Below are 13,159 nucleotides of genomic sequence, written 5' to 3' on the forward strand. Positions count from 1 at the left end.
CGGGAGGGGCGGCCGGACCCGGCCGCCCCTCCCCGGACATCACGGCTGCTGAGGGGTCAGGTCAGCAACCCATCAACCCGTCGGTCAGGAGCCGGCAACGGCAACGGCGGTGGCGTCACCGGTGTTCACCTGGGTGACGTCGCTGTTGTTCCCGGTGTTGGCGAACTGGACGATGGCGGCGATCGCGGTGGCCGTGTTCCGCCGCCGGCCACCACCACCGCCGCCGTTACCGCCGCCGCCATTCATCGTCGTCATGGTGGTCCGAGCCGGCAGCAGCTCGACCGTCTCGTTCTCGAACATGTTTCCTCCTGTAGACACTCGGGGACGCGCGAGGAAATCCAGGGAGACGCCCGAAAAGCGGCACGGTGCATTTCCGTGTCCCATTTCTCGAATGCCGGCTCCCCGCCGATCACATGTCGATGTCGGCCATCTCATCCTGAACGTGGCGCCGATCACTGACAATGCCGAATCCCACGTAGCGCCAATTGCACGACACGTCAGTTAACCCGCGCTTAACCCGGACGGGGAGGGTCGGACCACGTAGCTGCGGCGCCGCACCACGTACCACGCACGGTGAAGTAACGAGTTCGTCACGTGATAACCGGTCGTACCCGTTGGACTTGTCCCGACCCCGTGGGGGCTCGATGCTGTCGGTGTGCACGGCGCATCCGCGGCAGGGCCGCCGCAGGAGTCCGGGCGTCCTCCGAGGCGAGGACCGCGGACCCCGGGCCCCACTCCCCCGACAGACGAGCCGGCCGCGCGAGGCACCGTCCCGGGCTGCGGCGCCTGGCCGTTCATCGACCGCGAAGGTGAGCTCGAGGCGGTGCTGGCGACCGTCGGGGGCACGGAGGCCGCGTCGGTGGTCGTGTCGGGTCAGCCCGGAGCCGGCAGGACCCGACTGGCCCAGGAGGTGAAGCGCGAGCTGACCGCCCGGGGCCGGCGCGTGGAGTGGATCACCTGCACCCGCGCGATCTCCGCGATCCCGCTCGGCACCTTCGCCCACCTCGTACCGACCGTCGGTGCCGGCGCGGACCTCGCCGCCGCCTGGCAGGCCCTGGTGTCGACCCTGGGCGCCGACCGGGAGGACGGCCCCGCGGTCGTGGTCGTCGACGACGCCCACCTGCTCAACGACCTGTGCGCCGCGCTCGCGCACAAGCTCGTCTCCACCCGGACGGCCGGCGTCGTGCTGACCGTGTCCGACGCCGTCCCCGCGCCGGATCCGGTCGACGCGCTGTGGAAGGACGGCCTCGCCGCCCGGATCGACCTGGCCGCGCTGACCCGCCAGCACGTCGAGCGGATGCTCGAGGCGGCGCTCGGTGACCTGGTGGACAGCCGGACCTGCGAGAGCCTGTGGCGCACCAGCCGGGGCAGCGCCGTCCTGCTGCGTGAGCTCGTGGCCGACGCCCGCACGACCGGCCACCTCGACCAGGCCGGCGGGCTCTGGCGCTGGGACGGCGTGGTGGCCCTGACGCAGCGGTTGCGGTCGGTGGTGCGGGCGCAGCTGGGCGGGCTCTCCCCGGCCGAGCGGGAGGCGATGGAACTGCTGGCCGTCGGCGTGCCGCTCGAGCTCGCCGACCTCGTCACGCTCACCTCGGCGGAGGTCGTCGCGTCCCTCGAGCGACGCGGGCTGGTCCTCGTGGAGCAGGTGTCCCCGCGTCCCGTCGCGATCGTGGCCCACCCGCTGCACGCGCAGGTGCTGCGAGCCGAGCTGCCCCGGGCCGCGGCCGACGCGTTCCGCCGCCGGCTGGCGAGCGCCTCCTCGGTGCAGCGGTGGCTGCGCGAGGACCCGGTGCGGGTGAGCGCCCTGCTGCTCGACGCCGACGGTCCTCGGCCAGGGCACGGCGTGTTGACCCGTGCCGCGGCGCAGGCCAACGGGCGCTTCGACCACGACCTGGCCGAACGGCTGGCCCGCTCGGCGCTGGCACGTGGGCCGGACGTCGCCGCGTGCACCGCCCTGGCCGAGTCGCTGCGCTGGCAGGGACGGCATCCCGAGGCCGAGCAGGTGGCCGGGCAGGCCGCGGCGCTGCCCGTCCCCGGTCCGGCGCGGGAGGCCCTGGCGGTCACCCGGGTGCTCAACCTCTGCTACGGCCTGGGCCGGGTGGACGACGCCCTGGCGCTGACCGCGGAGGACCCCGGCGACGTCGTCCGGGCGGTGGGGGTCGTGCTGGGCCTGTCGGCCGGTGCCCCCCTGCGCTCCGCAGACCTGGAGCTGGAGCGGCTCGCCGGGGGCTCCGACGACCCGCGGGTCCTCGTGTGGGCCGGCGTCGCCCGCACCACCGGGCTCGCCCTGCTCGGCTCCGTCCCCGAGGCCCTGGTCAGTGCCACCGCGGGGTGGACGGCGCTGGCCGCGAGCGACACCGCGACCGAGTCCTCCGCCGCGTGCGCCGCGCTGGCCTTCGGCGAGCTCATGGCGCTCGAGCTCTCCGGTCGGCTCAAGCAGCACGAAGCCAAGATGGACGAGTTGCACGAGCTGGCGATGGCCCGGGCCCCGTCGGCGCTGGACGGGGTCGCCGCGCTCGGCCTCGGCTGCGGACTGCTGGCGGCCGGTCGGCCGGTGGAGGCCGTCGGCTGGCTGACCGAGGCGGCGGCCACGCTCGTGCACAGCGACCCGGTCGGATTGCTGCGGCTGTGCCGGGCGCGGCAGGCACAGGCACACGCCCTGCTCGGCGACCCGACCCGGGCCCAGTCGGCGCTGACAGCTGCCCGCGCGCCCTCCCCGGTGCGGGTCTTCGACCCCGAGGTCCTGCTCGCCGCGTCCTGGCTGGCCGCCGCCGAACACCGCGCGGACGACGCCGGCAACAAGGCCGTCGCCGCGGCCTCCCTCGCCGCCCGACTCGGGCAGCGACCGGTGGAGGCCAGGGCCCTGCACACGGCCGCCCGCCTCGGCCGGACGGGGAAGATCATCGACCGGCTGCACGAGCTCAGCGACGAGCTGGGCGACCGGCTGCTGCGCGCCTTCGCCGCCCAGGCCGAAGCGGCCGCCTCCGGCTCCGGGGAGGGGCTCGACGAGGTGGCCAGCGAGTTCGCCGAGCTGGGCGCGCAGGGTCTGGCCGCCGACGCCTCCGCCCAGGCCGCCGAGGCCCACCGGGACGCCGGCCACCGCCGGCAGGCCTCGGCCTCGGCGGCGTGCGCGAACTCGCTCGCCCGCTCCGGCGGCGGGATCCGCACCCCCGCGCTGGACGGGATCGTGTCCTACGAGCTCACCGAGCGCGAACGCGAGGTCGCCACGCTGGCCGCCCAGGGAGTGAAGAACCAGGAGATCGCCCGGCGGCTGGTCCTGTCGGTGCGCACGGTCGAGACCCACCTCGGGCGGGTCTACGACAAGCTCGGCATCTCCGGCCGCGGCGCGCTGCGGGACGCGCTGATCACCCAGCAGTAGCCGGACGTCCCGCAGGCGGGGCGAGCAGGCGTGGCGCTGCTCACCGTCGGCCACGGGGCGGACGACCGCACCCGCCTCGGCGCCCGGCTGACCGCGGCCGGGGTGGGCCTCGTCGTCGACGTCCGCCGCTTCCCGGGCAGCCGCGCCAACCCCGACGTCCGGCGGGAGGCGCTCGAGGCGTGGCTGCCCGCCGCCGGGATCGGCTACCGGTGGGACGCCCGCCTCGGCGGTCGCCGCCGGCTGCCCGCCGGCGAGCCGGTGGCCGACAGCTGGTGGACCGTCGCCCAGTTCGCCGCCTATGCCGCCCACACCCGGACGCCGGAGTTCGCGGCGGCCCTCGACGAGCTGCTGGCCGAGACGGCGACGGCGACCGTGGCGGTGATGTGCAGCGAGTACGTGTGGTGGCGCTGTCACCGGCGGCTGGTCGCCGACGTCGCCGTCCTCGGCCGGGGCGTGCCGGTGACCCACCTGATGCCCGACGGCCGGCTCACCCCGCACACCCCCTCGCCCGGCGCCGTGCTCGGCGACGACGGCCTCGTCCACTGGCCGGCCCAGCAGCAGCCGTGATCATCGCCACCTGGCGGGTCGACGCGCCGCACCGGGCAGCCGGACGCCGATGATCACGGCTGCGGGAGGACGGCGGGGGCAGGGGGCAGGGGGCAGGGGGTCCTCTACCCCATGTGCGGGTAGGGGGGGTCGGTGGGCGGCACGAACGTCTCCTTGATCGCGCGGGTCGACGTCCAGCGCAGCAGGTTCTGCGCCGCGCCGGCCTTGTCGTTGGTGCCCGAGGCCCGCCCGCCACCGAAGGGCTGCTGGCCGACGACGGCGCCGGTCGGCTTGTCGTTGACGTAGAAGTTGCCCGCAGCGAAGCGCAGGAAGCGCTCGGCGTGCGCGATGGCCGCCCGGTCCTGGGCGATCACCGAGCCGGTCAGCGCGTAGGACGCCGCCGACTCCATCTGGGTGAGCACCGCGTCGTAGTCGGCGTCGTCGTACACGTGCACCGCCAGCACCGGCCCGAAGTACTCGGTGGTGAAGACCTCGTGCCCGGGGTCGGTGCCCTCGATGACCGTCGGGCGCACGAAGAACCCCTCCGAGTCGTCGGCCTGCCCCCCGGCGACGATGGACAGGGCGGGGTCGTCGTCCACCCGGTCCAGCACGCCGGTCAGCTTGGCGAAGGCGCGCCGGTCGATCACCGCGCCCATGAAGTTCGAGAAGTCGGTGACGTCGCCCATCGGCAGGGCCTCGGTCTGGTCGACCAGGTCGTCGCGCAGCCGGGTCCAGACCGACCGCGGCACGTAGGCGCGTGAGGCCGCCGAGCACTTCTGGCCCTGGTACTCGAAGGCGCCGCGGATCAGCGCGGTGCGCAGCACGTCGACGTCGGCCGAGAGGTGGGCGACGACGAAGTCCTTGCCGCCGGTCTCCCCGACGATGCGCGGGTAGCCGGCGTAGGAGGCGATGTTCTCCCCCACCCGCCGCCACAGCTGCTGGAAGACCGCCGTCGACCCGGTGAAGTGGATGCCGGCGAGGTCGCGGTCGGCCAGCACGACGTCGGAGACCGCGACGCCGTCCCCGGTCACCATGGTGATCACCCCGGGCGGCAGGCCGGCCGCCTCGAGCAGCCGCATGAGGAAGTGCGCGGCGAACTGCTGGGTGGGTGCGGGCTTCCACACGACGGTGTTGCCCAGGAGCGCCGGCGCGGTGGGCAGGTTGCCGGCGATCGCGGTGAAGTTGAACGGGGTGACCGCGTAGACGAACCCCTCGAGCGGGCGGTGGTCGACCCGGTTCCACACCCCCGGCGAGGAGACCGGCTGCTCGGCCAGGATCTCGCGGGCGAAGTGCACGTTGTACCGCCAGAAGTCGACCAGCTCGCAGGCGGCGTCGATCTCGGCCTGGTAGGAGGTCTTGCTCTGGCCGAGCATGGTCGCGGCGTTGAGCGTCTGCCGCTGCGGCCCGGCCAACAGCTCGGCGGCCTTGAGGAACACCGCGGCCCGGTCGTCGAAGGACAGCTCCCGCCAGGCCGGCGCGGCCTCCTTCGCGCAGGCCACCGCCTCCTCGGCGTCGGCGTGCGTGGCGTGCGCGGCGGTGCCCAGGACGGCGGCGTGCCGGTGCGGCTGGACGACGTCGAAGCGCTCGCCGGCGCCCATCCGCTGTTCGTCGCCGAGGGTCATCGTCAGCTCGAGCGGCTCGGCGGCCAGCTCGGCCAGCCGCTGCTGCAGGGCCGCCCGCTCCGGGGAGCCGGGGGCGTAGGTGAGCACCGGCTCGTTGAGCGGGGGCGGGACACGGGTGATGCCGTCCATCGGGGGCTCCGGTTCAGGAGGTGGTGACGAGGGAGCGCAGGAAGAAGCGGAGGTTGGCCGGCCGCTCGGCCAGGCGGCGCATGAAGTAGCCGTACCAGTCGACGCCGTAGGGGACGTACGCGCGCACGGTGCAGCCGGCCGCGGCCAGCCGGCGCTGCTCGCCGGTGCGGATGCCGTAGAGCATCTGCACCTCCCACGAGTCCGGGGACCGGCCGTACTCGGCGGCCAGTCGTTGGGCCAGCCCGACCAGGTGCGGGTCGTGCGACCCGACCATCGGGTACCCGGGTCCGCGCATCAGGACGCCGAGGCAGCGGGCGTAGGCGGCGTCGACGTCCCGGCGTCCCTGGTGGGCCACCGAGGGCGGCTCGTCGTAGGCGCCCTTGACCAGCCGCACCCGCGAGCCGGGGACGGCGAGCGCCCGGGCGTCGTCCTCGGTGCGGTGCAGCGCCGCCTGCAGCACCGCACCGGTGCCCGGGTGGTCGCGACGCAGCTCGGCCAGCACGGCGAGGGTCGCATCGACGGTGTGCGACTCCTCCATGTCGAGGGTCACCGTCGTCCCGATCGCCGCAGCCGCCTCGGCCACCGGGCGCACCAGCTCCAGGGCCAGGTCGGAGCCGCCGTCGGGCAGCGCCTGCCCGAAGGCGGACAGCTTCACCGACACCTCGGCCGCGCGACCCAGCCCCAGCGGTGCCAGGCCGTCGAGCAGGGCCAGGTAAGCATCGCGGGAACGCTGTGCCTCGCTCCGGTCGGTGACGCCCTCGCCGAGGTGGTCGAGGGTCACCGCGATCCCCTCACCGGTGAGCCGGCGGACGACGGCGAGCACCTCGTCCAGGGACTCACCGGCGACGAACCGGTCGACCACCCGCCGGGTGACCGGGGTGCCGGTCACCAGCCGGCGCAGCTCCGGACGCCGCGAGGCGCCGAGCAGCAGGGCCTTCTGAGAGAGCACGGGCCACCTCCACCTCCGGGCACCTCCGCGGACGTACCCGACCTGTTCCGACGCTAGGCACCCGCGGTCGCCGTCACCAGGGACAGGCGTACGGGATCCGAGGCGCCCGGTCCACACACTCGTCCGGTGCGCGACGACCTGCAGGAGCCGGTCGACCAGGTCGCCGCGCCAGGCCCGGCTGCCGTGACGGGCTGCCCCTCATCGTCGGGCTGCCCGGATCCTCCCCGCGGCGGCGCGGAGCACCCCGGGCACCAGTCGGCGGTGGACGGCGGACAACGGAGGCCACACGCCGCGGCCCACGCGCCGGGCGTAGTGCAGGCAGGTCGTCCACGACACCCGCCCGTCGGCCGTCTGCACGAGCATGTTCGCGCTCAGGAACCAGGAGGCAGCCTCCAGCCGGATCCAGTCCTCGCCACGTCCGCCGATCCGCCATCCGGCCACGGTGGCCGGCGAGCGCCCTCGGCTGAGGCGCAGACCCAGCAGACCGCGCCAGATCAGCAGCTCCGCGATGCTGGGGACGTCGCCGAACACGGCCCGGGCCCACTGCTCCGGTGTCGCGTCGACGTCCGTGGCCAGGGTGAACCGGTCGGCGTAGTCGATGCCGGGCAACGAGCTGAGCGCGCGGACGGACTCGGGGATCTCGTGCGTCCAGCCGGCACTGCTGATGTCGATGCTCATCGCACCGTCTCCCTCCTCGTATACGCTGGCGTACGCATCTAGGCTATCGCTCGTATACGGCGGCGTACAGGAGGTGGGCGCATCGTGGGTGTGACGCGCACGCCGCGGGAGAGGTGGATCGAGCAGGGCCTGCAGGCGCTGGCCGCCGGCGGTCCGGATGCCGTCCGCGTCGAGGCGCTGGCCAAGGAGCTCGGCGTCACCAAAGGTGGGTTCTACGGGTCGTTCGCCGACCGGGACGCACTCCTGCAGGCGATGCTGGACACCTGGGAGCGGGAGAGCACCGACGAGGTCATCGACCGCGTCGAGCGCGAGGGCGGCGATCCGAAGACCAGGATCCAGCGTGCGGGCGTGCTCACCTTCTCGGGCGACCGCCTCCTGCCGATCGACCTCGCGGTCCGGGACTGGGCCCGGCGCGACGAGGCGGTCGCCGAGCGCCTGCGCCGGGTGGACAACCGGCGCATGGCGCTGCTCCGCGACATGATCGGCACCTTCTGCCCCGACGCCGACGAGGTCGAGGCCCGCAGCCTGATCGCCTTCTGCGTGGCGATCGGCGAGCACTTCCTCGCCGCCGACCACGCAGACCGCACCCGGGCCGAGGTCCTCGTCCGCGCTGCCGACCTGCTGCTCGACCGCCCGACGAGGACTACGGCCCCGTCGTCCGAGGACCGGCCGGGGCATCGACCCGGTCGGTGACCCGCGGAGCGCGCCGTGGTCTGGCAGGTGACCTACGCTCGGAGGAGCTGAGAGCTGCGGGAGGAGAGGCGTTGCCTCGAGACACGGGGGGCGGCGCAGACGTCCTCGCGGTGCTGCGGTCGGCCACGGCTGCCGAGCACGAGACGGTGGAGCAGACGCTCGGGCTGATGGACCCGCACCTGCACCGCGACCGTCTGGTCGACGTGCTCACCCGGCTGCACGCGTTCTGGACCGCCGCGGAGGCCGGTTTGGACGCCTGGGCTGCCCGCGAACCGGCCGACGCCGCCCGCCTCGCCTGGGACCGCCGCCGGCGCGCCGACCTGTTCGCCGCCGACCTGCGCGCCCTGGGCGCCGACACCGCCGACACCGCCGACCCGGGAGGCGCCCGGCCGGACCTGGCCGCCGTCGAGGACACCGACCAGGCCCTGGGGCGCCTCTACGTGCTGGAGGGGTCCACGCTCGGCGGCACGTTCATCTCCCGGCACCTGGCCACGCTGCCCACTCCCGGCCCGGACGTGCGGTTGACCGCCTTCTCCCCGTACGGCCGCGACACCGGGGCGATGTGGCACACCTTCCGTCAGGCCACCCGCGCCCACGTGAGCGCGGGCGGCGACGCCGGCCGCGTCGTCGGCGCCGCCCGCGACACCTTCACCGCGCTGGCCGCGTGGTGCGCGCCCGTGGCGGCCGGGACGCCGGCGTGACCGAGAGCGCGAGGTCACGGGGGAGCACGGCCCCGGTCGGCACGGGGGCGACGAGCGCCGGCGAGGAGGCCTGGTGACCGATCCCGAGCGCGACCTGGAGCTGCTGCCGCCGGGGACGCCGGTCGACCTGTCCAACTGCGAGCGCGAACCGATCCACGTGCCGGGCAGCATCCAGCCGCGCGGGGTGCTGCTCGCTGTGAGCGAACCCGACCTCGTCGTCTCGACGGTGTCGGAGAACCTCGCCGACCTGGTCGGCGTCGACCCCGCGGCCGCGCTGGGCCGACGGCTGCCCGACGTCCTCGGCGTCGCCGCGGCCGAGGCGGTGGCCCGCTCGGCGAGCGCCTTCGGCGACCTGCGCGAGCGCAACCCGGTCGAGGTCACCCTCGACGTCGGGAGCGGCCCGCTGCCGGTCGACGCGCTGCTGCACCGCGCCGTCCTCGGCCCGGGCGAGGACGGCGCCCCGCCGGCGTCCCTGCTGGTGGTCGAGCTCGAGCCGGCCCGCGGCCCCCGGCCCTTCTCGTTCCCGAACACCTACCAGGCGGTGCGCGGCACGGTCGGCGAGCTCAACCGGGCCTCCTCGCTGCAGGAGCTCTACGACACCACCGCGCAGGCGGTGCGCCAGCTGACCGGCTTCGACCGCGTGATGGTCTACCGCTACGACGCCGACTACAACGGCGAGGTCGTCGCCGAGGCGAAGGCCTCCGGGCTCAACTCCTTCCTCGGCCTGCACTACCCGGCCAGCGACATCCCGGCGCAGGCGCGGGCGCTGTACGAGAAGAACTGGATCCGGCTGATCGCCGACGTCGACTACCGGCCGGCCCGGCTGGTCCCGGTCCTGCTCCCGGCGACCGGGCAGCCGCTGGACCTCACCTACTCCACCCTGCGCAGCGTCTCCCCGATCCACGTCGAGTACCTGCAGAACATGGGTGTGCGCGCCTCGATGTCGATCTCGCTGCTGCGCGACGAGAAGCTGTGGGGGCTCATCGCCTGCCACCACTACTCGGGGCCGCACGCTCCGCCCTACGCCACCCGGGCGGCCGCGGAGTTCCTCGGCTCGACGCTGTCGCTGCGGCTGGTCGACCGCGCCGAGGAGGAGGAGGTGCACCGGGCGCTGCGGGTGCGCTCCACCCTCGCCTGGCTCACCGCGGCGACCCTCGACGAGGACCGCCCCCTGACCGACACCCTGCTCGGCTCGCCCAGCCTGCTCGACCTGCTGCCGGCCGACGGCGTCGTGGTCTGCCTGCAGGGGCACGTCGGCAGCAGGGGGGTGGCGCTGCCCGAGGGCGCGGCCGAGGCGATCGCCGCGTGGGCGGCCGCGCGGGGCGAGGACGTCGTGGCCACCGACTCGCTGCGCCTGCACGCCCCCGACCTGCAGGCGTCGGTCGGCCCCGCCCGCGGGGTGCTGGTCGTGCCGCTGCCCGAGGGGCAGTTCGTGCTCTGGCACCGGGCCGAGGCGGTGCGCACGGTCGACTGGGGCGGCGACCCGCACAACGAGGCGATCGCCGCGCGCGAGGGCGCCGGGGTCCGGCTGAGCCCGCGCAAGAGCTTCGAGCGCTGGCGGGAGACGGTCCGGGACCGGTCCGAGCCGTGGACGGCGCAGGAGCTGGCCGAGGTCGGCGAGCTGCGCACCCACCTGCTGGAGGCGCTGTACGCGCGCTCGCGCCGGATCGTCCGCGCCGCGGAGACCCTGCAGCGCAGCCACCTCACCGATCCCCCCGAGTCGGCCTGCCTCGACGTCGCCGTCCGCTACGTCCCGGCCACCCGCGAGGCCCAGGTGGGCGGCGACTGGTACGACGTGTTCGAGCAGCCGGACGGCTCGACGGTGGTGGTCATCGGCGACGTCGTCGGCCACGACACCGCGGCCGCCGCGGACATGGCGCAGCTGCGCGGGCTGCTGCGCGGCATCGCCTACGACAGCGCCGCCGGGCCGGCCGCCGTCCTGACCCGGCTGGACGGCGCCATCGCCGGCCTCGGGCTCGGCGCCATGGCCACCGTCCTCGTCGGCCGGCTGACCCGCGACCCCGCGACCGGGACCACCCGGCTGCGCTGGTCCAGCGCCGGGCACCCGCCGCCGCTGGTCGCCGGCCCCGGACCGGCGCAGCCGTCCGCCGTGCAGGTGCTCACCCCGCCGCGGGCCGAGCTGCTGCTCGGTGTGGACCCGGCGGTCGCGCGCAGCGAGTCCGAGGTGGTGCTCGACCCGGGCTCGACGCTGCTGCTCTACACCGACGGCCTGGTGGAGCGCCGCGACCGGGTCGTCGACGACGGCGTGGACCGGCTGGCCGCCGAGCTCGCCGCCCTCCGGGAGCGGCCGATCGGCGAGCTCTGCGACGAGCTGCTGGTCCGGCTGCTCCCGGAGGGCGCGGAGGACGACGTGGCGCTGGTCGCCGTCCGGCTGCGCTCCTAGCGCCCGTCGTCCGGGGCGCTGAACCGGGCGGACAGCCCGTCGCCCTGGTCGCCGCCCTCCCCGGGCAGCGGCGCCTCGTCCTCGGCGGCGCGCACCACCGCCTCGTCGGCGTCACCCTCCTCGTCGTCGACGGCGGGCGCGTCGCGCTCCAGCTCCTCGAGCAGGCGCAGCTCGTCGGGGCTCAGGTCGCCGGCGCCGAGGTGCTCGCCGGGCTCCCCGGCGTCGGAGCCGCTGGCCATGCCGGAGTCGGGGACATCGGGGTCGCTCATCGCAGGCTCCTGTTCACCGGGAGGAGGCTCACCGGGGGAAGTTGGGTTCGAGCCGCGGGACGATCTGCACCTCGGGCACGAAGGCCGACGGGTGCAGCGTCACCAGGTAGCGCACCATCTCCGCGACCGCCGACGGCGGCATCATCAGGTGGGCCGGGATGCCCCACTGCTCCATCATCGGGGTGTCCATCGCCGCCGGGACGACGGCCTGCACGCGGCACGGGAACGGCCGCTCGGTGCCGTCGCCAGCGGAGACCGCCTTTTCCCTGAGTTCCCGCTGGATGCACCGGGTCGCGTTCAGGAAGCCGGCCTTGGAGCCGTTGTAGGCGATCGCGCCGCTGCCCGCGGTGATCGCCGAAAGCGACACGACGTGCACCACGTCGGCGGTGCGGCCCTCGGGCAGGTGCTGCACCCGCTTGACGAACTCGCTGGTCAGGAAGGTCGGCCCCTCGCAGTTGACCGCCTGCACCCGCTGGTAGTCGGCCAGGTCGATGTCGGTGACGTAGCCGGGCCGGTCGATGCCGGCGACGTTGACCAGGACGTCGAAGGCGTCGCCGTGGGCGTCGAACAGCTGCGCCACCACCTGGCGGCGGCTGGCGTCGTCGGTGACGTCGAGGGGGACGACGTCGGCCGACCCGCCGGCGTCGGCGACCAGCTCCCGGGTCTGCTTCGAGCCGGCCTCGTCGATGTCGGCGATCGCCACGTGCGCGCCGGCCCCGGCCAGTGCCAGGCAGGTGGCCCGGCCCAGTCCGCTCGCCCCGCCCGTGACCAGGGCGACCCGCCCCTGCAACGTCCCGCTGTCGGCCATCCGCTCCTCCGTCCGTCGACCGGTGTCGGGGGTCAGCCTGACCGATGACGGCGCCCGCCGCAGGTCGAGTCGATCACCGGGCCGGTCAGGCGGTGCGCGCGCTGCCGGGGACCCGCTGGACCCGGGACAGGCCCACGGGCCACACGTCGGCCAGCGTGACCGTCCGCAGTCCGCGCTCGGAGATCAGCGCCAGCAGCTGGTCGTAGACCGTGGTCACCGCCGGCTGGTTGGCGTGGCCGACGACGATCGACTGCGCGGCGAACCACCGCTGGGCCGCGGCCACCAGCTCCTCGCCGGAGACGGGACGGGAGTCGCCGAACGTGCCGTTCCACAGCACGATCGTCGGGTGCCCGGCGTCGGCGGCGATGCGGTCGGTGCGCTCGTCGTGCGACCCGAACGGCGGCCGGAAGAACGGGGTGCGGACGCCGAAGGTCTGCGCCAGCCAGTCCCGGTTGCGGCCGATCTCCTCGGCGACCTGGTCGTCGCCGAGCGTGGTGACGTCGGGGTGGGACCAGGTGTGGTTGCCCATCGCCACCTGCCCGGAGTCGATCAGCGGCTGCAGCAGCTCGCCGTTCTCCTCCCAGGACCGGTAGGACCCGTTCGGGAAGAAGGTGAGCCGCACACCCGCGTCCTGGGCGAACCGGCAGAAGGCGGCGACCACCTCGGAGTCGGTCCCGTCATCGATGGTCAGCGCCAGTGAGGTGCCGTCGCCGGGCAACGCGTCGACCACACCGGTGGGCGGCGCGGGCGCCAGGACGGCGGGCGCCGCCGGCTCGGCGGCCGCGGCGGGGGTGAGGGGTGCCTGCTCCGGGTCGACGAGGCCCGCGGTGCCACGGCCCACGGCCGCTCCCGCCAGGCCCGCCGCGAGGAAGAGCAGGAACCGTCGGCGCTCCATGCGGCGCAAGCTAGGTGGCGGGTCCGCCGGGCCCGGGGAGCGACACCGGCACCCCGAGCGGCTGCGACGCTGCGCAACTTTCTCGT

General features: G+C 74.9%; 12 protein-coding genes. 5 read left to right on the top strand and 7 right to left on the bottom strand.

What is annotated here, in order from left to right; translation table 11 throughout:
* Positions 1 to 84: 84 nt before the first annotated feature.
* The gene (locus DQ238_RS08985; RefSeq protein ID WP_113780961.1) at positions 85 to 300 is read right to left on the bottom strand and encodes a hypothetical protein; all 216 of its coding nucleotides are present in this window, start codon (positions 298 to 300) and stop codon (positions 85 to 87) included.
* Positions 301 to 655: 355 nt separating this feature from the next.
* Between DQ238_RS08985 and DQ238_RS08990 the strand changes: the two genes are divergently transcribed.
* Together DQ238_RS08990 and DQ238_RS08995 are read left to right on the top strand one after the other, a co-directional pair.
* On the top strand, positions 656 to 3,379 hold the full coding sequence (locus DQ238_RS08990; RefSeq protein ID WP_113780962.1) for a LuxR family transcriptional regulator: 2,724 nt from the start codon (positions 656 to 658) through the stop codon (positions 3,377 to 3,379).
* Between the two features lie 30 nt (positions 3,380 to 3,409).
* Positions 3,410 to 3,946 carry a DUF488 family protein gene (locus DQ238_RS08995; RefSeq protein WP_113780963.1) on the top strand — a complete coding sequence of 179 codons (537 nt, stop codon included), beginning with the start codon at positions 3,410 to 3,412 and terminating at the stop codon, positions 3,944 to 3,946.
* 104 nt (positions 3,947 to 4,050) lie between these two features.
* Here the strand turns inward: DQ238_RS08995 and pruA are convergent, their stop codons facing one another.
* The 3 genes from pruA to DQ238_RS09010 all read right to left on the bottom strand — a co-directional run bounded on the left by pruA (position 4,051) and on the right by DQ238_RS09010 (position 7,303).
* Positions 4,051 to 5,676 carry an L-glutamate gamma-semialdehyde dehydrogenase gene (gene pruA / locus DQ238_RS09000; RefSeq protein ID WP_113780964.1) on the bottom strand — a complete coding sequence of 542 codons (1,626 nt, stop codon included), beginning with the start codon at positions 5,674 to 5,676 and terminating at the stop codon, positions 4,051 to 4,053.
* Between the two features lie 13 nt (positions 5,677 to 5,689).
* Positions 5,690 to 6,625 carry a proline dehydrogenase family protein gene (locus tag DQ238_RS09005; RefSeq protein WP_113780965.1) on the bottom strand — a complete coding sequence of 312 codons (936 nt, stop codon included), beginning with the start codon at positions 6,623 to 6,625 and terminating at the stop codon, positions 5,690 to 5,692.
* Positions 6,626 to 6,823: 198 nt separating this feature from the next.
* Entirely contained in the window at positions 6,824 to 7,303 is a 480-nt protein-coding gene (locus DQ238_RS09010; RefSeq protein ID WP_113780966.1) for a hypothetical protein, read from the bottom strand.
* Between the two features lie 84 nt (positions 7,304 to 7,387).
* Between DQ238_RS09010 and DQ238_RS09015 the strand changes: the two genes are divergently transcribed.
* The 3 genes from DQ238_RS09015 to DQ238_RS09025 all read left to right on the top strand — a co-directional run bounded on the left by DQ238_RS09015 (position 7,388) and on the right by DQ238_RS09025 (position 11,101).
* The gene (locus DQ238_RS09015) at positions 7,388 to 7,996 is read left to right on the top strand and encodes a TetR/AcrR family transcriptional regulator (RefSeq protein WP_113780967.1); all 609 of its coding nucleotides are present in this window, start codon (positions 7,388 to 7,390) and stop codon (positions 7,994 to 7,996) included.
* A 71-nt stretch (positions 7,997 to 8,067) separates the two neighbouring features.
* Positions 8,068 to 8,697 carry a biliverdin-producing heme oxygenase gene (locus tag DQ238_RS09020; protein ID WP_233495838.1) on the top strand — a complete coding sequence of 210 codons (630 nt, stop codon included), beginning with the start codon at positions 8,068 to 8,070 and terminating at the stop codon, positions 8,695 to 8,697.
* A 73-nt stretch (positions 8,698 to 8,770) separates the two neighbouring features.
* Positions 8,771 to 11,101 (top strand): SpoIIE family protein phosphatase, encoded by a 2,331-nt coding sequence (locus DQ238_RS09025; RefSeq protein ID WP_113780968.1) that lies wholly within the window; start codon positions 8,771 to 8,773, stop codon positions 11,099 to 11,101.
* Here DQ238_RS09025 and DQ238_RS09030 read toward each other — a convergent pair.
* From DQ238_RS09030 to DQ238_RS09040, 3 genes are all read right to left on the bottom strand, one after another.
* Positions 11,098 to 11,370 (bottom strand): hypothetical protein, encoded by a 273-nt coding sequence (locus tag DQ238_RS09030; RefSeq protein ID WP_113780969.1) that lies wholly within the window; start codon positions 11,368 to 11,370, stop codon positions 11,098 to 11,100. The two genes, DQ238_RS09025 and DQ238_RS09030, sit on opposite strands and share 4 nt — an antisense overlap.
* Before the next feature lie 28 nt (positions 11,371 to 11,398).
* A complete protein-coding gene (locus tag DQ238_RS09035) occupies positions 11,399 to 12,178 on the bottom strand; it encodes an SDR family NAD(P)-dependent oxidoreductase (RefSeq protein ID WP_113780970.1) in 780 nt (259 codons plus the stop codon).
* An 85-nt stretch (positions 12,179 to 12,263) separates the two neighbouring features.
* Positions 12,264 to 13,073, bottom strand: coding sequence for a polysaccharide deacetylase family protein (locus tag DQ238_RS09040; protein ID WP_113780971.1), 810 nt, complete (start codon positions 13,071 to 13,073; stop codon positions 12,264 to 12,266).
* Positions 13,074 to 13,159: the final 86 nt, after the last annotated feature.

The organism is Geodermatophilus sp. TF02-6 (assembly GCF_003319115.1).
Classification (GTDB): Bacteria; Actinomycetota; Actinomycetes; order Mycobacteriales; family Geodermatophilaceae; genus Geodermatophilus.